We start from the raw sequence: 21,577 nt of genomic DNA on the forward strand, positions 1-21,577 counted from the left end.
GCCTACAGGGTCCGCACGGGCACGCCCAACCAGCCCTGCCACTGGTACACGAGGTGGACCAGCATGCAGGAGGCGAACACCAGCACGACAACGCTGCCCGCGATGGTGACGATCAGGCGGCGGCGGAACACCCGCGTGTACATGAGCACCAACTTGATGTCGAGCATCGGCCCGAGTACCAGGAACGCGGTCTTTGCGGAAATGTGCATGTTCGTGAAGCTCGCGGCGACGAACGCATCGGCCTCGCTGCACAGGCACATCAGGAACGCGAGGCCCATCATCGCCGGGATGGCCAGGAACGGGTGGTCCCGCGACAGCGCCTCGACCTCGCTCGACGGGAGGAACAACTTGGCGGTCGCGGCCAGGACCGCCCCGAGCGTCAGGAACAGCGTGATGTCCACGAAGTCGTGCATGCTCGTCGCCGAGATGTTCGACAGCCGCTGCCCCATGGTTCGCCTGGCCGGGGCGGGGGCGCCCTCCGAGTCGTCGGCCGCGGGAGCGGCCTCCCGCGGCATCGCGACGCTCGTGAGCAGAGCGTTCCCGTACTTGAGGTACTGGACGTGAACGATCAACGCGGTCGTGCAGGCGACCAGGAACGCGAGGCCGACGCGGAGGCCGACCATCTCGTCCTCGATGTTGTGGTTCTTGAACGCGGCCCAGGTGCTGAAGATTACCACGACGTTGATGATCGGCCCGGCGAGCATGTACGCGATGCAGCACGACAGCGGCAGGCCCTTCCGCAGGAGCCGCCGCATGACGACGAGGATGCCGCACTCGCACATGGGGAACACGAGGCCGAGCAGCGCCCCGATCATGACCGCCGGCACGACCTGCTTGGGCAGGAACCGGGTGATCGCCTGCTGCGGCAGGAACTCCTCAAGGATCCCGGCCAGCACCGCACCGAGGACGATGAACGGCATCGCCTCCCAGAGGATGGCGAGGAACTTGATGAGGAACAGGGATACGGCTTCTTCGGGCGTGAGCTGCGACACTACGGTACCCGCTGGGGAGGTATTCAGTTGTGGATTATACGCCCCGCAGCGGGGTTGTGTTCGCCGTCACGGGCACTGACCGAGGCCGTGGTCGTCGGAACAGCTCGCGTCGTGGACGTGGCGGACGCCGCGGAGGGGCAGGGGGGCGAACCCGAGGACCGGGGCGAACCGGTTCCACACCGCCCCCAGCACCATCGTGCCGAAGAACACGCACACGGTGGTCACGACGATGACGCCGCTCGGCCCGAACAGGATCGGCTCCCCGCCCCCGACGCGGATCTCGATCGAGTTCCGGACCGCGAACCCGAACAGCCCCGAGCCCAGGCAGAACGCGAACGTGAGCCAGAACATCTGCCGCAGGTTCCGCGACAGGTTGGCCGCCGCCGCCCCCGGGACTACGAGCATCGCGTTAATGAGGAGCGCGCCGACGGCCTTGAGGGACAGGTTCACGACGAGCGCGAGGAGGATGATGAACAGGTAGTTGTTGAGGGTCAGGCTCAGCCCGCGGGTCCGGGCCAGGGTCGGGTTGAAGCTGTCGAACACGAGCTGGTTGTACCGCCACGCGAACACCGGCGTGACCGCCGCGGCGAGGACGAGCAGGAAGAACAGGTCCTCGTCCGGCATCAGCGCGAGGCTGCCGAAGAAGAACGACTCGGGGTTGAACCCGAACCGCACCGACAGCACCTGGTACAGCATCGCCCCGAAGCCGATCGCGAGCGCGAAGAACACACCGATCACGGTGTCGTGCGCGAGGCCGGTGTTGTCGCGGACGTAGACCATCCCCGCACCGACCGCGATCCCCACGGCCACCATCGCGAGCGGCACCACCCACGTCGCGAGCGCCCGGTCGCCGCCACTGAGGAGGACGCTCAGGTACCCGAGGGCGACGCCGGCGAACGCGCAGTGGGCCATCGTGTCGGAGAAGAACGCCATCCGGTTCCCGACGACCATCGAGCCGAGCATCCCGCACATCGAGCAGACGAGGACGACCGCCAGCACGCTCTTGAGGACCAGGTAATCGGTCCCCAAGGCGTCGGCGGTCGAGAAGAGCGCTTCGGTCAGCCAGTCGACGGACATTAGGACTCCCGGGGTCAGCCGACGGCGATCGCGTGCGGGGCGGTCGCGAGCCGGGCGGCGGCCTGCTTCATGATGGACACCGCCGCGGCCGCCTCCGCCTGGGTAATGACCAGCGGGGGGGAGACGCGAACCACCTTCTTCGAGAGCGGGCCGAGGAGGTGGACGCCGTCACCCGCGGCACCCTCGCCGGCGTAGCACGCCAACACGAAGGCGTTCGCCCACTCCGCGGCCGTCTTGCCGGCGTGGTCCTTCATCTCCACGCCCCACACCATGCCGCCCTGCTCGCCGCGGACGTGCGCCACGAACGGGAACTCCTTGAGGTCCACGAGCCCGGCCTCGATCAGGGCGGACACCGGCTTCATCGCGGCGACGACGTCGCGGCCCTCGAACTCGTCCAGCGTAGCCAGTACGGCGGCGCAGCACAGCGGGTTCGCGCTCCAGGTGTCGGACCCCTCGCCGTAGTCGAGCGCACCGAAGACGTCGGCCCGCCCGACGGCCGCGGCAACCGGCACCCCGTTGCCGAGCCCCTTCCCCAGAACGACGAGGTCGGGTTCGAGCCCGTAGGCCTCGAACGCGTAGAGCGCGCTGGTGCGGCCGTAATTGGCCTGGACCTCGTCGAGGATGAACAGGATGTCGTTGTCGCGGCAGAACCTCTGGAGCAACTGGAGGTACGCCTTGGGCGGGTGGTACGAGCCGCCGCCGCCGAGGTACGGCTCGGTGACGAGGGTGCCGATCTTGCGGCCGAACTGGTGGAGCAGGGCGTCGAGCTCCTTCTGATACGGGGCGGGGTCGAACGGCCCGCCGCGCAGCGCGACGTCGCGGCACTCGGCCATCGGGAACGAGACGAAGCGCACCCGCGGGTCGCGCTCGGAGTCGGTCTCGGAGCCGGTGACCGCGTTGGCGAGCCCCTTCTTGCCGTGGAACCCGAACCGGGTGGCGAGGATCATGGGCCGGGTCCGGTCGCGTGCGGCCGTCGCCCAGAGCGCCTTCTGGATCGCCTCGGACCCGGACGCGGCCCACATGACCTGTTCCATCCGACCGCCGCCGGGGCACCGGCGGAGCGACGCGAGGAGCCGGCCGCTGGCCTCGACCTCGACCGGGGTAACAGCGTTGTACGCGGTCATGGCGACGGCCGGGGTGTACTCCGGGCCGCCGCGGGCCACGAACCCGCCCGCGGGCCACCCCATGTACTGCGAGAACCGCTCCATCCACCGGGTCGGGTTGTGTCCCAGGTTCGAGACGAGCACGCCGGACGTGAAGTCGTAGAGGCGGCGGCCGTCCGCGGTCCAGTGGAACACCCCTGCACTGCGGCTGATGACCGCCTGAGTGGGGGTGAACGTGCGAAGGGACCTGGGCTCGACGAGGGCGAGCCGGTCGCGCGTTGTGTTCGCCGCCGGTTCGCCGGCGTGGTGGAGAGGGGGCATCGGTCAGGTCTCCGGGGTCATCACACGAAGGTACTGCGGCGGGACGTGGTCCACAAGCCAAACGCCGTTGGCGGAGCGGAAAAAGATGTGGCCCGCCGCCTGCAACCGTGCCGCATCAACGACCAGCACGACCGGCTTGCCGTGCCGCCCGCCGACCTTGAGGGCGGTGGCGACGTCGGCGGACAGGTGGACGTGGTGCCGGGCCATCTTCAGGAGCCCGTCGCGGAGGATGGTGTCGAGGTGCCGTGTCGCCGTGCCGTGGAACAGTTCGGGGGGCGGTTCGGTCGGTTCGAGTTGGAGGTCGACCTCGGCGGAGTGGCCCTGGTTGGCGCGGATCTTCGCTCCCGACTCGTCGAACGCGAACCGCTGCTTGTCGCTGGAACGGACGACCTCGTCGAGTTCCTCACGCGTGATCGTCACCCCGATTTTTATCGCGCCGGCGAGGAGGTCGGCGACCGGCACCCACCCGCCGGGTTCGAGCGTCAGCCCGGCGTCCTCGGGTGCGTGCCGGAGGATGCGGGACAGGAACTTGCTGACCGTGACCTTGCGCTTGTCGTTCATGGGAACCCGCTCGGTGGGGCGGGTCACACCCGCCCGGGGTAGAGGATCGTGGGGCTCGCGGCGCCGGGTTCGTAGAGCGCGAGGCCGCCTTCGGGGGCATTGACCTTTACGAGGCACCCGGGAACGCCCGCGGCCGCACGAGCGAGGATGGCCTCCATCGCCTGGACGATCGCGACGCAGTTGCGGTCCGCCGAGACGTCGTTGTAGGTCAGCGCCCGCATCTGCCGCAGCCGCTCCGGTCGCTCCCCGGCCGGCCCGCCGTACTCCACGAACGCCACCTCGCGGAAGAACCGCTCGATGACTTCGATGCCATACCCGCGCTGGGACCGTTCGCCCCACGGTTCGAGGAACGTGCCGTTGTAGTGATAGTTGGGGGTGTTCTTGAGTTCGCGCGGGGTGCGGTTTTCGACGGTCAGTTCGACGCCGCGCTTCCGCTGGTGGGCCGCCCACACGCCGTTGTCGAAGCGGAACTGGACCTCCTGTTCGACGTACCCGGGGAAGTTGTCGGGGGTGACCCAGCTCGTGTGGATGTCGAACGCCGCCTCGCGGGCGTCCGGGTGGCGGTACACGACCTGGAGCTGGACCGAGTCCCAGGTGGGTCCGTCGGCCGGACCAACGAGCCCCCGCTGCCCCGTCGCCGAGACGCGGTCGAGTGCCCAGTCGGGGCCGAACGTGAAGTCGATGAGCTTGAGGTAATGAACGGCCACATAGGTTCCGGGGTTCCGCCCGCGGATCCACTCGGAGAACTGCCCGCCGCTGATGGACTTCGGCTCCAGCAGCGAGCAGTAGCCGTTGTTGACGTGGTTGAGGACTGTATCGGTGACGAGGGTCCGGAGCTTCTTGTGGTCCGGATCGGCAAGTTTGTGGTAAACGACTTTGGCAAGTACTCCGTGCTGCGCGGCAAGGGCGGTCAGGTCGTCGAGGTGAGCCAGATCGAGAACGGACGGCTTCTCGATCAGGACGTGCTTGCCCGCAACGAGCGCCTCGCGGGCGGGCCCGTGGTGGCGGTCGTCGGGGGTTGCGATGCAGACGGCGTCGACAGCGGTGGCGAAGAGCTCACCCGCGGCGGTCGGGCCGGAGTGGCTGCGAAAGCCGCGCAGGGGCGCGGACGGGTCCGCGAGGTACCGCTCGACGCGCGACCCGGTGCGTGTCGCAACCGCCGCGAGACTGACGTCGACGGGACCGGTCTCGGAAGCGTACAACGGGACGCGCCGCACCGCTTCGAAGAAGGGGCGGTAGGTCTCGTCGAAGATCATGCCGAAGCCGACCATGCCAGCGGTCAGCACGGGAGGGGGGGACGGGTGGTTCGTCATGCGGAAATGATAAGGAGCCCCGACGCCTCGGCGAGCCACGAACCGGAACCACACGAGGGCATTTCCGCCACCAGAGGGTGCAAGATGAAACCGGGGGAGTTACAATACATAATACTGATTATCGGACTCGGTCTGCTTCGAGCCGCCATTCGCTGACCCAGTCCGTGATGCGTCGCAACGTCCGATAATGTATCTTATGTATTGCAATACAGTCCGAGACAGAACGTGCGGCCGGTCGGGCGCTGCTGCGGTCTCACCCAAGCAATCCCAGGGTGCGGACCTTCTGATACCGCTCGGCGAGCAGTTGGTCCTGCGAGAGGTGCATCAGTTCCCTCAGGTGGCGGGCTAGCGATTGCTTCAGAGTGTTCGCCATCTCACGCGGTGCGCGGTGGGCACCGCCGAGCGGCTCCGGAACGACGTGGTCGACGACCCCCAGTCGCAAGAGGTTTTGCGACGTCAGTCCGAGCGCTTCGGCCGCCCGAGGCTTCGTCTCCTCGGTCGCGACCTTCCACAGGATGCCCGCGCAGCCCTCGGGGCTGATGACCGAGTAGTACGCGTGCTGGAGGACCCCGACCCGGTCCCCGACCCCGATCCCCAGTGCCCCGCCGGACCCGCCCTCTCCGATTACCACGCACACGATCGGCGTCGGCAGGCGGGACATCTCGAGGATGCTGTCGGCGATGAGCTGGGCCTGGCCCCGCTCCTCGGCCCCGATGCCGGGGAACGCGCCCGGGGTGTCGATCAGGCAGATCACCGGCAGCCGGTACTTCGCCGCCAGTTTCATTTTCCCCATCGCCTTGCGGTACCCTTCGGGGTGCGCGCACCCGTAGTAGCACTGCTGCCGCTCCGCGAGCGTCTTCCCCTTCTGGTGCCCGATTAGAAGCACTTTTTCCCCGTCGAGTCGGGCGAACCCTGTGCGGATCGCGCGGTCGTCCCCGAACGCCTTGTCCCCGTGCAACTCGACGAACTCGTCGAACATCATGTCGACGTAGTCCATTGTTTGCGGGCGGGCCGGGTGCCGCGCCACCAGAACCGTCTCCCACGCCTTCAGGTTTGCGTACCGCTCACGCTTGAGGGCCGTCAACTCCCGCCGCATCCGCTTGATGGTTTCGGCCGCCCCGGGTGCCTCGGCCGCTGCCTCCAGGCGCGCCAGTTGCTCCTCCAGGTCGTGAATGTCTTGCTCGAACGGCAGGGGCTGTGCGACCGTCATCTGCTCCCAACTCCTCACAGGTGGTTCCGTCGGGTCGTTCCGCACAATCACTCGTCCCGCTTTTCCGCGACGGACTTGTAGATCTGCTTCACCTTCTTGAGCGCCATCAGCACCTCGTGGAAGTTGTTCGGCCGGTCCGTTTTCTTCTTGGACAGCAACTTCAACACGAACTGCGAGAACTCGTCGGTCAGGTCGGGGTTGTACGCCGTCAGCGGCGCCGGCTTCTCCTTGAAGTGCCGGCCGAGCAGATCGTTCGGGGTGTTCCCGCGGAACGGCGGCCGGCCCGTCGTCAGCTCGTACAGGGTGCACCCGTAGCTGTAGATGTCCATCCGCCCGTCGGGGAGCTCGTCGTTGATCTGCTCCGGGCTCATGAAGCTCGGCGTCCCCTGGGGCTTCCCCTTCCGGTAGAACCACCGCGCGACCCCCTTCGGGATCTTCTTCGTGATCGCGAAGTCGATGATCTTGGTCTCCCCGAGGGGGTTCACCAGGATGTTGTCCGGCTTCACGTCGCGGTGGACGTACCCCATCGCGTTCATGTACGCCAGCCCCGTCGCCGTTTCCTTGAAGATCCGCCGGGCGTGCTCCCTGACGAACGATCCGTCCTTCGCCTGGAGCCGCAGCCGCAGGCTCCCCGAGGGGAAGAACTCCATGATGAAGTGCGGCGTCGTCGGGCTCCGGTTCACCTTGAAGATCCGGATCACGTTGGCGTGCGTGAGCTTCTCCCCGACCTCCGCCTCGTTGAACAGGATGTTCCGGTGCTCGGACTTGTCCGCGACCTCCGGGAGCAGCAACTTCATCGCGAAGTGCCGGTTGCTGGTCGGCTCGACCACCTCGAACACCTGCGACGTCTGCCCTGACTGGAGCAGGTTCCGCAGGCGGTACCCGCCGATCATCTCCATGACGTCTGCCATCGCCGCACCTCACCAGTACTCTTCGAAGTGGATCGTGCCCTTGAACTTCGTCGCCGACACGTCGGCCTGGAAGCCCCGCGCCTCGAGCAGTTCGATCACGCCCGGCGGCTGCGGGTAGGTCACCGCGCCGGTCGCCTTGTCCCGGGTCGGCACGCCGATCATCTTCGGGTTCCCGCACAGGAACACGTGCGTCGTCTTCGGGTCGAGCGGCGCGCCGAGGTTCTCCTCCAACTCGCCGTGGGCGATCAGGTCCTGAATGTACACCTTCTTGGTGGCCCCCGCTTCGCGGGTCGTAAGGCCCAGGTACTTGTAGTTGGGGTAGCGGCCCATGAGCCGCTGGTGCGTCGCCGAGTACCCCAGGTCGCGGCCGTACCGGACGCAGCACGCCGACAGGATCTTCCCCGTGTGCCCGCGGCTGAGCAGGCTCCACAGCATGTAGTTGTGCGGGGCCTCGCCGGTGCCGGTGCTCAGCAGCACCACGTTGTCGCCGGGCTGGACCGGGGCGAGCGTGTAGTGCCCGGCGACCTTCTCGCCGATCTGGACGCGGTCCCCTTCCTTGAGCGCGAAGAGCCGCGGCGTCAGGGCGGGGACGCGGCCGTCCGAGTTCTCCCGCACCAGCACGATGTAGAACTCGAGCCAGTCGGACGCCGCCGGGTCGTAGAGCGTTCCGGGCTCGGCCTCCACCGAGCAACTGATCGAGTACGCCCGGCGGACCACCTTGGTGTGCTCGTCGGGCTTCAGGTCCTCGGCCTGGCACCCCTCGACGCGCGGCTCCCAGAACCCGAGCCCGAGCGTGCAGTACTGCCCGGGCTGGTGCGCCGGCCGCGGGAAGTCCGGCTTCACGCGCATGACCAACAGGTCCGAGTGGACCATCTTGAGGTACACGACCGTTGCGTTGTACCTCCGCGACCGGAGTTCGGCGACTTCGTCGGGACTCATGGGCGTGCGGCTCTCGTCGGGCACGGGAGAGGGTCGGGTGTACGTGTCGGAACACGCGGGCACCCCCGCGGATCGGGCCGCGGGGGTGCCGGGCGCCGCGGGGGGCAATTATACGAACCGGCACCGCGATCGGGTCAGCCCACGTCCTTGACCGTCTCGCGGACGTAGCCGACGCACTTCTTCATGTCCGGCGACGGGTCCGACGGGTTCGCCTCGTACTCGATCGCGACGGCCCCCGTGAACTTGACCTCGCGGAGCGCCTTGAACACCGCCGCCACGTCGAGCACGCCGCTCGGGTCGCCGAACATGACGTCCGTCTTCCGCTTGTTGTCGTGGTCCTTCAGGTGCATCCCGAAGTTGCGGTCGCCCATGATCTTGACCTGCTCCGCCGGGTCGATCTTCTCGCCCAGTTGCGCCATGCGAATCAGGTGGCCGGTGTCGAGGCACGAGCCGATGAGCTTGTGGTGGTCCTTGACGGCCTTCAGGATGACCTCGGCCGACCACCACTTGTCGCGGCTGTCCTTCCCCGTGGGGCCGTGCGGGTGGATCGCGATGGCGATCTTGTACTCCTCGCACAGCTTGTCGAGGCTGTCGAAGGAGTCGAGCGACGGGCTCGCGCTGAGGTACTTCACCCCGACCGCCTTGCCGAACTCGAACACCTTCTTGTTCTTGTCGTGGTCCTTCGTGAACTGCGACACGCCGAAGCCGACCGGCGCGACGCCGTACTCCTTGCACAGGTCGAGGATGCCCTTGAGCTTCTCGGGGTTCGCGTCGGGCGGGAGGTGCTTCGAGTAGAACTCTGCGCTCTTGAGGCCCAGTTCCTTCATCCGCTTCAGGGCCTGTTCGAGGTCGAAGTTGCGGAACGTGTAGCTCTGGACGCCGAGGCTGATCCCGCCCTTCTCCTCCGCGGCGGCAACCTTCGGGAGAGCGAGCACGCCAACGGCGGCGGCCGAGGACGCGAGGAACGAGCGGCGGTCGAGGGGACGGTTCACGGGGGAGGCTCCGGGGAATGAACGCGACAAGCCCGCCGGGCGGACCCGGCGGGCTTGCGAGTGTAGCCGAGGAGCGCCCCGGAAGCGATTACTTCTTGGCGAACAGCGCGGCGATCTCGGCGTCGTCGAGCTTCTCCCTGCCGTCGTTCTCGTCGATCACCAGGGCGGTCCCGTTCGGGCCGACCCACACGACGAAGTTCCCGAGGCGGAACACGTCCTTCATCTCCGGGCGCAGCTCCAGGATGCGGAAGTACGCCTCGCTCTGAGCCTTCACGGTCACCGCCTTCATCTCGGCCTTGTACCCGTCGTCGATCCACACCCCGCCGACCTCCAGTACGTTGCGGCCCTGCACCTGCCGGTTCGCGGTCAGGCTCACCCGCTGCTGGTTCCGGAGGGTATTCGACGCGCACGCGAGGTCCACGCCGAGCTGGCCGCTCTGGTACCCGTCCTTGCGGCCCTTGAACGCGGCGTTCGAGCGGTCCCAGGTCTCCTTCTGCTGCTGGTACCGGCGCACCTCCTCGGTCAACTTCGCGCGGACGGCTGGGTCCTTCTCCTCGCGGAGTTGCTCCGCTGCGTCGCGCACCTGCTGCTCGGCCGCGGCCCCGCGGTTGGTCGCGAGCGCCTTGCCGTCGTTCTTGGCCTGGTCCTTGGCGAACTCCTCCACCCGCAGCGGCTTGCCGCCCGGGGCGGCCGCGATCCCCGGGGGCGGGCCGAACCCGCCGGCCAGGGGCACCCCGAGGGCCGGAGCGGGCTTGGCCGGGAACTTCCCGCCGTGGACCGGGAACGGCGTCGGCGGCACCACCGGCATCACCGAGTCGGGCACCACGAGGTAGCTCGTGTACGGGGTCGCGATGCCGTACTTCTTCGCCAGCGCCACGACCTCGTCGATCAGCTCCTTCTTCTCGCCGTTGGCCCGGATCTGGTCGAGGATGAACCCGACCTTCCGCCGCGCCCACAGCGGCTCGACGAACTCCTTCCCCGTGTCCGACGCGGTCTTCTCGGGGAACGTCACGTCGTACACGAACTCCTTCTTCTGCGCCCCGACCATCCCGGACAGCTTCACCGCGACGTGCCCGAACCCGGTGTACCGGCCGATCACGACGAGTTGCGAGTTGTGGAAGATGTCTGGCAGCTTCGGCGGGTAGATCTCGTGGAGCCGGATGGCCTCGCCGCACGTCAGCTTGACGTCGGTCAGGACCGGGTTGCTGATCTTGCCGTAGAGGCTCGCGACCTTCGTCTCGATGTCCTCGGACGGGCGGACGTAGGTGCTGACGGCCCGCGTCGCGTCGGCGAGCTGGTCGAGCATCGCGGCGTTCACGTCGTCGCCCACGCCGAACGTGAAGATGCGGGTCTGGCTGGAGTTCTTGCCGCCGATCTTCTTCACGATCTTGTCCGTGTCGGTCTCGTCCACCGTCGGGAGCCCGTCGGTGAAGAACACGACGTTGAACGGCCGGCCGACCTCGTCGGCCCGCATCCCGAGCGCCTCGTCGAGCGCCGGCAGGATGGCGGTGCCCCCCTGCTGCTTCAGACCGTCCACCCACTTCACCGCCGCTTCGAGGTAGTCCTTGTTCGCCGGGACGAGCTTGTCGCGGAACGGGGTCACGCTCGTCGAGAACTTGATGACGTTGAACCGGTCCTCGGCCTGGAGCTGGCCGAGGCAGTACTTCAGCGCCTTCTTCGCCTGCGCCATCTTCAGGTCACTCATGCTGCTCGAAACGTCGAGCACGAGGACGAGGTCGCGCGGCATGCGCTTCATCTCGGCCTCGACCTGCGGGGTGACGAGGAACATGAAGTACCCGTCCTCCGCCCCGATCGGCTTGAACATGAGCGGGGTCAGCCCGATGTCCTTGTCGCCGAACCCGTAGAAGAGCTGGAAGTCCTTGTCGAGGACCGCCTGGTTCTTTTCGAACTCGACGACGGCTTCCTTGTCGCCCTTGCGGACGGTGATGACCGCGTGCGTCGGGCTGTAGATGTTGTGGATCGGGTGCTGCGACTTCAGCGTGATCTTGACCGAGAACTCTTCGAGGGTGCGGGTGCTCTTCCCGTCGGTCTTGAGCGGGTAGATGTACTCGACGAGGCCCCCCTCCTTCTGCGCGATCGACTTGAAGCTGATCTTCACCTTCTGGTCGCCCTTGGGCGGGATCGGGAACACCCGCAGCCGCATCATGCTGTTGCCCAGGTACTCCAGCAGGCCCGGGTCCTGCGTCCGGCGGACGATGTCCGTGTAGACCTTGTGGGCGTGCTTGGCGTCGAGGAGTTCCCCGCCCTGCTCCTTGCCGTCGACCCACATCGTGAACTTGTCCACGCTCGCGCCCTTGGGCACCGGGAACAGGTACGTCGCTTCGAGGTTGCGGTCGGTGTGGTTGCGGAACGTTTGCTCCAGGGTCGTCACGGCGACCTGTTCGTCGATGGTCGCGGTGACCTTGTGGTTGACCATCGCGAGCGGCGGGAGCTTCTCGTCGTCCGGAATCAGCAGCCCGGCGGCCCGGGCGCTGCCCGTGAAGGCCACGATCAGGGCGAGGGCCGGGAGTGCGAAGCGAAGGGACCGCATGATTCACCTCCAATGGGCGGGGAGCGGCGCGACTGGCGGGACGCCACGCATACTAGACGAACCCGCCGCCACCCGCGATGGGGCCGCGCACCGGCCGTTACGACGGGGTTACCCAACCAGGAGTTGCGGAGCGTCGAAGTGGGGCCCAGCAGCAAATGAACAACCCCGGGTGGGCGACCCGGGGTTGAGGCGTGACTGTCGTGTGGGTAGGTCTCAACCGTTGCCGGTGCGGATCACGATCATCACCGGGACCATACCGGCCTTGCGTTCGCCACGCTTCGCGGCGAACTGCTTGAGTTCGGCCGAGTTCGCCTGACCGATGGGGCGTCCCGGCAGGGTGTTCCAGCTCAGCAGTACGGCCGACTTCTCGACCGGCTTCCCCTGCCCCGTCAGAACCGACTTCACGATCTGGTCGGCCGTGCCGGAACTGAGCGGCTTGCTAGGGTCGGTCGCCCGGTCGGTCTTCTCGACCGCGGGCCGCTTGAACAGCCCCGGATCGAACCCGAGCGTCGAGCGCAGGTCGCTGACATCAATCTGTGACACCGCGGTCGCGTGGAGACTGTCGAAGGCGTGGGGCGACACCTTGGCGTCCTCGGCACTGAGTTTGGCGAAGAGCGTCGCAAGCTCCTGAGCCGTCAGTGATTCCGTGTAGACCACTGTGGCGTTCACGGTCCGCTTCTGGAGAGCAGCGATGGTGTTGCCGTCGACGTACAGGTTCACGCCGGCGGCCTTCGAGGCGTCGCGGAGCAACTCGACGGCTCGGAGTGGGTTCCGGGAGAAGAGGTCGATGCGATACGCCGGGTCGCGGGACAGTTCCTTGGTCAGTTGTTCCTGGGCCTCCTCACCGGCGAACGCGGCGAGCGGCTTGAGGAACGGCACCCGAACTTCGACCATGTCGAACCGCGTTTCCGGGAGGAACCCGCCGCCGAGCAGGTCGGGCCGAACCGAACGGGGCTCGGGAGCCAGAGCCACCAGGTCGCTTGCCGGCACGACCGGGAGGGTGTTCTTCGCGACGTAAGTCTCGGGCAGGGCGGGTTGCTCGCGCGGCACCGGGGCGGAGGGCCGCTGGGCGGTCTCGGCCGGGAGCCACTTCGCCCACTCCGGGTCCCCTGCCCCCTTGTGCGTGCCGGGCGGCGGGCGATTGACGTTGCGGGCCGAGGCGGTGCGGTTCTGCTGGCTGAAGAACAGGAACGACCCCGAGGTCACGCACAGGAGCAGGCTCGCGGCGACGGCAACCGGCACCCAGTTCGACACCTTGCGGCGGCGTGGGACGATCACCGGCCGGGCCACTTCGACCGGTTGCGTGGTGCGGGGGCGCGGTTGGAGTTTCGCGAGGCGGGTCGGGATCGGCGTGAGCGACGCGATCCGGGCCATCACGTTGGCCTGGAGGTCGGCCGGCGGGGCGACGCGCGGCAGGGCGCTGAGCCGCTTGCTGTCGCCGAGGAGCCCGGCGTGGACGGCACGGGCCTCCGCCGAGGTGTTCAGCAGGCGGCTCAGGCGACGGCTCTCGAGAGCGGTCAGTTCGCCGTCCACGCCGGCCGTGATCAGTTGTAGGAGGTCGTCGGTCATCATCGGCTTAGGGCTCCCGCACGCGGTCGGGCGACGTCAAGACGCCCGGTCGGGTGAGAGTTAACTGTGCTCCTCGTCTTCACTCGGTTGCAACAACTCGCGGAGTTCCAGGCGGGCGCGGTGCAGGCGGCTCCGGATCGTCCCGATCGGCACCTTGAGGATCTCCGCGATCTCCTCGTACCGCATCCCTTCGATGTCCTTCAGGACGAGCACCTCGCGGTGCTCGTGCGACAACCGCACCATCGCCTCTTGCAGTTGCCGTTCGTCTTCGCTCCGCTCCAGGGCCAGGCCCGGCTTCACGTACTCCGACGGGTCGTCGGGGTCGATTCCGCCGTCCGGCCCGGCCGCATCGAGGCTGATCGCCGCCCGCCGCTTCCGCTTCAAACTGATTGCGGTGTTAAACGCAATCCGGTAGATCCAGGTGAAGAATTCCGCGTCACCTTTGAAGCTGTGCAGCGACTGATATGCGTTCAGGAACGCATCTTGGACGACGTCGGCCGCGTCTTCAGGGCTGTCCACCAGTCGGATCGCGGCGTTATAAAGCCTTGCCTGGTAGCGGGATACGAGTTCACCGAAGGCATCCCGCTGGCCGCCCAGACATTCCGCGATGAGCTGGCGATCGTCGTCGCTCACAACGCTCTACCGGGTTGGACGCAGGCGGGGCGGGCGGAGTTCCCGGAACTGACCGGAAACTAGCCGCCGAGGTGGGTTCGAGGTGATCTCCGAAAGTTATAACACGGCGGGGGCGGGGGTTGGAAGCGCTCGCGGCGAGATTGTGAAAACCGCCTCACACTTTTCCACTTCAACCGAACCCGGTCTGGGGGCGGCGGTTCGTTGGCTCCCGGGCCTCACAAAGCGCCTATACTAATCATCTGTACCCTTCGGGCGGCCCGGTTCAGGAGGAGCGGGGGTTCATGGACTCACAGACCATTGTCGTCCGCGGGGCGCGCGAGCACAACCTCCGGGGGGTCGACCTCGAACTCCCCCGCAACAAGCTGATCTGCTTCACCGGCGTCAGCGGCTCGGGCAAGAGTTCGCTGGCGTTCGACACGATCTACGCCGAGGGGCAGCGGCGGTACGTCGAGTCGCTCTCCAGCTACGCCCGGCAGTTCCTCGGCCAGCTCCCGAAGCCCGACGTCGATTACATCGGCGGCCTGTCCCCGTCCGTCAGCATCCAGCAGAAGACCGCCGGCCGGAACCCGCGGTCCACCGTCGGCACCATCACCGAGGTGTCGGACTTCCTCCGCGTCATGTACGCGCGGCTCGGCCAGGGCCACTGCCCCAGGTGCCGTCGGCCGATCACCGCCCAGACCCGCGAGCAGATCGTCGGCCGGGTCCTGGCGCTGCCCGAGGGGACGCGGTTCCTCGTCCTCGCGCCGGTGATCCGCGGGCAGAAGGGCGAGTTCAAGGACTTCTTCGCCGACATGGTGAAGCGCGGGTACGTCCGCGCCCGCGTGGACGGCAGGGCCGTCAAGCTGACCGACGACCTGAAGCTCGACAAGCGGATCAAGCACACCATCGAGATCGTCGTCGACCGGCTCCAGAAGCGCGCCGCGAAGGGGCCGGAGGACGGCACGTTCCGCAGCCGCGTGGCCGAAGCCGTCGAGCAGGCGCTCAACCTCGCCGAGGGGAACCTGATCCTCTCCATTGAGCGCGAGGCGAGCCGGGAGCCCGAGCGCCCGGAGGAAGGTGCCGCTGAGGCCCCCGGCTCGCCAGAGACCGAAGACGTTCTCCTCTCGGCCCACTACGCCTGCACGCACTGCAACATCAGTTACGAGCCGCCGACGCCGCAGCTCTTCAGCTTCAACAGCCCGCACGGGATGTGCCCCGAGTGCGACGGGCTCGGCAACAAGTTCACGTTCGACGCCGCCCTGCTGATCCCCGACCCGACCGCGAGCTTCTACGACGGCGCGGTCCCGCTCGTCGGCCCGCTCAAGGGGATGGGGCGGTGGCGCAAGCACATCTTCGAGGGGGTCGGCAAGTCGCTCGGCATCGACCTGAAGAAGCCGTGGAACAAGCTCCCCACCGAGCACCAGGACCTGCTCCTCAACGGCAGCGGCGACTCGCACATCGTCTGGGAGTGGAAACAACGGGGCGGGAAGGTGTGGAAGCACGGCGGCAAGTGGGAGGGGATCGTCCCGCAGATGCTGTCGCAGTTCAAGAAGACGGCGGCCGGCCCGCGGCGGATGCAGCTCGAAAAGTACATGCGCGTGGTGCGGTGCCCGGCGTGCCACGGCGAGCGGCTCAACCCCCAGGCGCGAGCGGTGCGGGTCGGCGACCGCACGCTCGTCGAACTCGGCCACACGAGCATCGGCGAACTCGTCCCGTGGTTCGACACCTACGAGAAGACGCTGACGCCGACCGCGAAGGTGATCGCCGGCGAGCTGCTCAAGGAGATCCGCGGGCGGCTCGGGTTCCTGCTGAACGTCGGCCTGCACTACCTCTCGCTCGACCGCCCCGCCCCGTCGCTCTCGGGCGGCGAGGCGCAGCGCATCCGGCTCGCGGGGCAGATCGGCAGCGGGCTCGTCGGCGTGCTGTACGTCCTCGACGAGCCGAGCATCGGCCTGCACCCCCGCGACAACGCGCAACTGCTGGCGAGCCTCGAACGGCTCCGCGACATGGGCAACACCGTCCTCGTCGTCGAGCACGACGAGGAGACGATGCGGGCCGCCGACTACCTCGTGGACTTCGGCCCGGGGCCGGGCGTCCGCGGGGGGCACGTCGTCGCCGCCGGCACGCCCGCGGAGGTGCTCGGCAACCCGAACAGCCTCACGGGCCAGTACCTCACCGGCGCGAAGGAGATCGCCGTCCCCAAGGAGCGCCGGGCGGGGAACGGTCACGCATTGCGGGTGGTCGGCGCGACGCACCACAACCTCAAGAACGAGACGGCCGAGATCCCGCTCGGGAAGCTCGTGTGCGTCACGGGCGTGAGCGGCTCGGGGAAGAGTTCGCTCGTCAACGACGTGCTCCGCGGCGGGCTCGCAACCGCCCTGGCGAGCGCCGGGCGTAGGCCCAGCGAGCCGGAGCCCGAAGCCGACAGCGAGGAAGACGCCGGTCAAGTCGCGTCGGACGCCCGGTTCGAGCGGATCGACGGCACCGAGCACATCGACAAGGTCATCGACATCGACCAGACGCCGATCGGCCGCACCCCGCGGTCGAACCCGGCGACGTACATCAAGCTGTGGGACGAGGTCCGCTCGCTGTACGCTCAGATGCCCGACGCCAAAGTGCGGGGCTACCAGCCCGGCCGGTTCAGCTTCAACAAGCCCGGCGGCCGGTGCGAGGCGTGCGAGGGCAACGGGTCGAACAAGCTCGAAATGGACTTCCTCGCCGACGTGTGGGTGACGTGCCCGGTGTGCGAGGGCAAGCGGTTCAGCCGCGAGACGCTCCAGGTCCGCTACCGCGGCAAGTCGATCCACGACGTGCTGGAGATGGAGGTGGCCCAGGCGCTGGAGCACTTCGAGCACGTCCCGAAGATCCGCCCGATGCTCCAGACGCTCCACGACGTCGGCCTCGACTACATCAAGCTCGGCCAGCCGTCGCCGACGCTGTCGGGTGGCGAGGCGCAGCGCATCAAGCTCGCCAAGGAACTCGTCCGCAAGGGGACGGGCAGGACGCTCTACATCCTCGACGAGCCGACGACCGGCCTGCACTTCGACGACACGCGGAAGCTGCTCGAAGTGCTCCACGGGTTCGCGGACCAGGGGAACACGGTCCTGGTGATCGAGCACAGTCTGGACGTCGTGAAGACGGCCGACTGGGTGATCGACATGGGTCCGGAGGGCGGTTCGGGCGGCGGCCGGGTCGTGGTCGCGGGCACGCCCGAGGTGGTGGCGAAGTGCGAAGAGTCGCACACCGGCCGGGCGCTCGCGCCGCTTCTGTTCCCCAAGAAACGCCCCCGGACCGCGGGCCGGGGGCTTGCGGGCAAGCGCGCCACCCAGCCCACCAAGTACATCACGCACCTGTGCGTCGAGGGGGCGTGCCAGCACAACCTCAAGAACGTGTCGGCCCGGCTCCCGCGGGAGAAGATGAGCGTGTTCTGCGGGCCGTCGGGCTCGGGGAAGTCGTCGCTCGCGCTCGATACGATCTACGCGGAGGGTCAGCGGCGGTACGTCGAGTCGCTCTCCAGCTACGCCCGCCAGTTCCTCGGTCAGGTGCAGAAGCCCCGCGTCGAGCAGATCACCGGCCTGTCGCCGGCCATCAGCATTGAGCAGAAGACGACGAGCAAGAGCCCGCGGTCCACCGTGGGCACCGTCACCGAAGTCTACGACTACCTCCGCATCCTCTTCGCCCGGCTCGGCGAGCGGCACTGCCCCAAGTGCGACCGCGTCGTCGGCACGCAGACCTCCGACGAGATCGTCGACAAGGTGCTGTCGCAGCCCGAGGGGACGAAGCTCTACGTCCTGGCCCCGCTCGAGCGCTCGGGTCAGGAGAAGTACGACACGCTCTGGGAGGAGATCCGCCGGGCCGGGTACTCGCGGATGCGGGTGGACGGCAAGAGCTTCGGCCTCGACGAGCCGCCGCAGATCGACCACCGCCGCAAGCACACCGTCGAGGTCGTGGTCGATCGGAACGTCGTGAAGCCCGGCACCCGCACAAGGCTCGCGGAGGCGGTGGAGCAGGCGCTCGACCTCGGCCGCGGGGTCATGCACATCGCCTACGTCGAGGCCGACAAGGACGAGGCGAAGTGGCGGGTCGAGCGGTTCTCGCAGCACCTCGCGTGCGAGCACTGCAACCTGAGCTTCGAGCCGCTGAACCCGCACAACTACTCGTTCAACAGCCCGCTCGGGTGGTGCCCGACGTGCGAGGGGCTCGGGTTCCAGCGCGGCGCGAACCAGAACCTGCTCATCGGCGACACCGCGCTGTCACTCCGCCAGGGGGCCGTCGCCGCGTGGCCGCCGCTCGCCGCGGGGTCGGCGTGGCTCCCGTTCGCGCAGGCGCTCGCCGACCACGCCGGGTTCGACCTCGACACGCCGTTCGAGAAGCTCAGTCCCGAGCACCAGCGCGTCGTCACGCAGGGAACGGGCGAAGCCTGGATCGGTCTGGCGAGCGGGGGGCGTGAGCCCCCCGAGTCTGGGAAACGGAAAAAGAGCCCCAAGCCCTCGGGGGGCTCACGCCCCCCGCTCGCCAGGTTCCAGTACAAGGGCCTGTTCCCCGCGATCGACGAGGCGTCGCGGGTGTCGTGGGTGTACCGGAACCGACTCGACCACCTCGTGGACCAGGTCCCCTGCTCCGCGTGCCGCGGCGCGCGGGTCCGGCCCGACGCGGCCGCGACGCGGTTCGCGAACCTGCGGCTCGGCCAACTGTGCGACAAGCCGCTCGGCGACACACTCGCACTGTTCCAGACCCTGCCGCCGTCCAAGGAGACCCAGCAGGTCGCCGGCGAGGTGATCCGCGAGATCACGAACCGCATCAAGTTCCTGGTCGACGTCGGGCTCGACTACCTCTCGCTCTCGCGGCCCGGCCCGACGCTCTCCGGCGGCGAGGCGCAGCGGATCCGGCTCGCGTCGCAGATCGGCAGCGGCCTCACGGGCGTGCTGTACGTCCTCGACGAGCCGACCATCGGCCTGCACCCGCGGGACAACGAGCGGCTCCTCGAAGCGCTCAAGCGGCTCCGCGACCTCGGCAACACCCTGGTGCTGGTCGAGCACGACCGCGAGGTGATCGCGGCCGCGGACTACCTGCTCGACTTCGGCCCCGGGGCCGGCGACCGCGGCGGCGAGATCACCTCGGCCGGGACGCCGAAGCAGGTGCAGAAGGACGCGAACTCGCTCACCGGGAAGTACCTGAGCGGGAAGCTCGCGATCCCGGTGCCGACGAACCGCCGCCGCGGGTTCGCGAACCAGATCGGCATCGTCGGCGCGCGGCAGCACAACCTCAAGAACGTGGACGTCGAGATCCCGCTCGGGGGGTTCGTCGCCGTCACCGGCGTGAGCGGCTCGGGGAAGTCGTCGCTCGTCAACGAGGTGCTCTACAACACGCTCGCCCGCAAGCTGAACCGAGCGCAAACGCCGGGCGCGGCGCACGACGACATCCGCGGGCTGGACCACCTCGACAAGATCATCGCCGTCGACCAGGACCCGCTCGGCAACTCGCCGTCGAGCAACCCGGCGACGTACACTGGCGTGTTCGACCTGATCCGCGAGGTGTTCGCGCGATTACCCGAGTCGAAGGTGCGCGGGTACCACCCAAGGCGCTTCAGCTTCAACCAGAAGGGCGGCCGGTGCGACGCCTGCGAGGGGATGGGCCAGAAGAAGATCGAGATGCACTTCCTGCCCGACGTGTGGGTCGAGTGCGACACGTGCCGCGGCACCCGGTACAACCCCGAGACGCTCGCGGTCCGGTACCACGGCAAGAGCATCGCCGACGTGCTCACCATGCGTGTCAGCGAGGCGCTCGAGCTGTTCGGCAACATCCCGAAGATCCGCCAGATCCTCCAGACGCTCGACGACGTCGGCCTCGGGTACATGGCGCTCGGGCAGCCGGCCCCGACCATGTCGGGCGGCGAGGCGCAGCGCGTCAAGCTCGCGGCGGAACTCGCCCGGCCCAGCACGGGCAAGACGCTGTACCTGCTCGACGAGCCGACGACCGGCCTGCACTTCGACGACATTCGGAAGCTGCTGGTCGTGCTCCACCGGCTCGCGGACCTCGGCAACACGGTCGTCGTCGTCGAGCACAACCTCGACGTCATCAAGACGGCCGACTGGGTCATCGACCTGGGGCCGGACGCGGGCATCCGCGGCGGTCGCGTCGTGGCGGCCGGCACGCCCGAGGAGGTGGTGCGGCAGTTCGACGCGGGGGCCCTCACCCACACCGGCCGCATCCTCAAGGGGGTCCTCGCGGCCGGCCCGCACGAGGAGCGGGTGCGGTTCGACCCGGCCGCCGCGCTCCAGGCCCGGCTCGGCGACATGGACATCGCCGAGGTCGGCAAGAACCAGAAGCTCCCGTGGGAGGCCGACGGGCCCAAGTGGCACACCCGCGACCGCGTCACCACGACCGGCAAGCCGATCAAGTGGGACGGCGACGCGCTCTCCTTCGCCATCGACGAGATCCAGAAGCTCGGCGCGTTCTCGGAGACGAACTGGAACCACCGCAGCATCGTCGAGGTGCCGCTCGCGAAGAAGTCGGACGGCTGGTTCCTCCACGCGATGACCGGGCACGAGGCGTACTTCAAGCTCGTGTTCCGGCTCCCCGGCCGCCCGTTCAAGGAGGACCAACTCGCCGCGAAACTCGCGCTCCCGCCGCTCAGCGACACGCCCGGCCTGGAGGGGTACTCCCGCGACGGCAACCGCGTCGAGGTCGGCAACCACGCCGCGGGTCAGCAGGTCGTCGTCGTCGTCCACAAGAAGTCCGAGGTCGAGGCACCCGCGTTCCGCGAGTTCCTCGCACGCGCCGTGGGCGTGGTGCAGGGCCGCGACGCGACCGCGAGCGCCGGCGTCGAGGGCAACATGCCCTGGAAGAAGGACGGCGAGAAGTGGCACCTCGGCGAGAAGGGGTTCCCGCTGGGCAAGGGCGCGAAGTGGGACCGCGCCCTGCTCCCCCGGTTGCTCAAGCTGCTCCGTGAGGTCGACTCCACCCTGGAATTCAAGTGGGACGTGCGGGACGCCGTGACCGTGCGGCCGCTCGGCGCGTCGCGGTTCTGGTGCCGGATCAAGACGAAGGAGTCGGCGGCACTCGAAGTGTGGCTCGTCGGCCGCCGCGGTCAGGCGAACCTGGGGCGACTCGAAGGGGCCGGCCGCGAGTCCGCGATCGAGGGCGACCGCGAGGACGGCAGCGAGGTGCTCAAGCTCTGGTTCGTGACCGGCGACAACCTCCCCGCGAACAAGCTCAAGCCGGTGCTGACCGAACACCTCCGCGCGTTCAAGGCGGCGTTCGGCACCGGGGGCGAGAAGGAAGCGGGGTGAGGGGCGACGCACAGCGGTCAGCGGTGACGCGAGCCCACCCGAAGCAGGTTGAGCGCGCTGCCCCTCACCCGCGACCCGCAGTGCCGGGTCGCGACCTCTCCCCGTAGGAACGGGGCGAGGTGGGGCTCGCTGGG

The 21,577-nt window shown here is 68.2% G+C and carries 13 protein-coding genes; 1 reads left to right on the top strand and 12 read right to left on the bottom strand.

The window, feature by feature from the left end:
* Nucleotides 1-2 precede the first annotated feature (2 nt).
* The 12 genes from ACTIGN_RS00420 to ACTIGN_RS00475 form a co-directional block, all read right to left on the bottom strand.
* On the bottom strand, nt 3-992 hold the full coding sequence (locus ACTIGN_RS00420; RefSeq protein WP_439620354.1) for a permease: 990 nt from the start codon (nt 990-992) through the stop codon (nt 3-5).
* A gap of 66 nt (nt 993-1,058) precedes the next feature.
* Complete coding sequence (locus tag ACTIGN_RS00425; protein ID WP_439620356.1) at nt 1,059-2,069, bottom strand: metal ABC transporter permease; 1,011 nt, start codon at nt 2,067-2,069, stop codon at nt 1,059-1,061.
* Between the two features lie 14 nt (nt 2,070-2,083).
* Nucleotides 2,084-3,493, bottom strand: a complete 1,410-nt coding sequence (locus ACTIGN_RS00430; RefSeq protein WP_439620358.1) for an aminotransferase class III-fold pyridoxal phosphate-dependent enzyme — start codon at nt 3,491-3,493, stop codon at nt 2,084-2,086.
* Between the two features lie 3 nt (nt 3,494-3,496).
* Nucleotides 3,497-4,054: an RNA 2'-phosphotransferase gene (locus ACTIGN_RS00435; RefSeq protein ID WP_439620360.1), complete on the bottom strand. Its 558-nt coding sequence runs from the start codon at nt 4,052-4,054 to the stop codon at nt 3,497-3,499.
* A gap of 23 nt (nt 4,055-4,077) precedes the next feature.
* On the bottom strand, nt 4,078-5,367 hold the full coding sequence (locus tag ACTIGN_RS00440; protein ID WP_439620362.1) for a Gfo/Idh/MocA family protein: 1,290 nt from the start codon (nt 5,365-5,367) through the stop codon (nt 4,078-4,080).
* A gap of 253 nt (nt 5,368-5,620) precedes the next feature.
* Nucleotides 5,621-6,577, bottom strand: a complete 957-nt coding sequence (locus tag ACTIGN_RS00445) for an acetyl-CoA carboxylase carboxyltransferase subunit alpha (protein ID WP_439620364.1) — start codon at nt 6,575-6,577, stop codon at nt 5,621-5,623.
* Nucleotides 6,578-6,624: 47 nt separating this feature from the next.
* A complete protein-coding gene (locus ACTIGN_RS00450) occupies nt 6,625-7,488 on the bottom strand; it encodes a serine/threonine protein kinase (RefSeq protein WP_439620366.1) in 864 nt (287 codons plus the stop codon).
* Between the two features lie 9 nt (nt 7,489-7,497).
* The gene (locus ACTIGN_RS00455; protein WP_439620368.1) at nt 7,498-8,427 is read right to left on the bottom strand and encodes a ferredoxin--NADP reductase; all 930 of its coding nucleotides are present in this window, start codon (nt 8,425-8,427) and stop codon (nt 7,498-7,500) included.
* 134 nt (nt 8,428-8,561) lie between these two features.
* Nucleotides 8,562-9,419, bottom strand: coding sequence for a sugar phosphate isomerase/epimerase family protein (locus ACTIGN_RS00460; protein ID WP_439620370.1), 858 nt, complete (start codon nt 9,417-9,419; stop codon nt 8,562-8,564).
* 88 nt (nt 9,420-9,507) lie between these two features.
* Entirely contained in the window at nt 9,508-11,970 is a 2,463-nt protein-coding gene (locus tag ACTIGN_RS00465; RefSeq protein ID WP_439620372.1) for a VIT and vWA domain-containing protein, read from the bottom strand.
* 213 nt (nt 11,971-12,183) lie between these two features.
* Nucleotides 12,184-13,542: an anti-sigma factor family protein gene (locus ACTIGN_RS00470; RefSeq protein ID WP_439620374.1), complete on the bottom strand. Its 1,359-nt coding sequence runs from the start codon at nt 13,540-13,542 to the stop codon at nt 12,184-12,186.
* Nucleotides 13,543-13,599: 57 nt separating this feature from the next.
* Nucleotides 13,600-14,172 (bottom strand): sigma-70 family RNA polymerase sigma factor, encoded by a 573-nt coding sequence (locus tag ACTIGN_RS00475; RefSeq protein ID WP_439620376.1) that lies wholly within the window; start codon nt 14,170-14,172, stop codon nt 13,600-13,602.
* Nucleotides 14,173-14,453: 281 nt separating this feature from the next.
* Between ACTIGN_RS00475 and uvrA the strand changes: the two genes are divergently transcribed.
* Nucleotides 14,454-21,443 (top strand): excinuclease ABC subunit UvrA, encoded by a 6,990-nt coding sequence (gene uvrA, locus ACTIGN_RS00480; RefSeq protein ID WP_439620378.1) that lies wholly within the window; start codon nt 14,454-14,456, stop codon nt 21,441-21,443.
* Nucleotides 21,444-21,577 lie beyond the last annotated feature (134 nt).

Origin of the sequence: Gemmata sp., assembly GCF_051859125.1 — a bacterium.
In the GTDB taxonomy this organism is placed as follows: domain Bacteria; phylum Planctomycetota; class Planctomycetia; order Gemmatales; family Gemmataceae; genus Gemmata.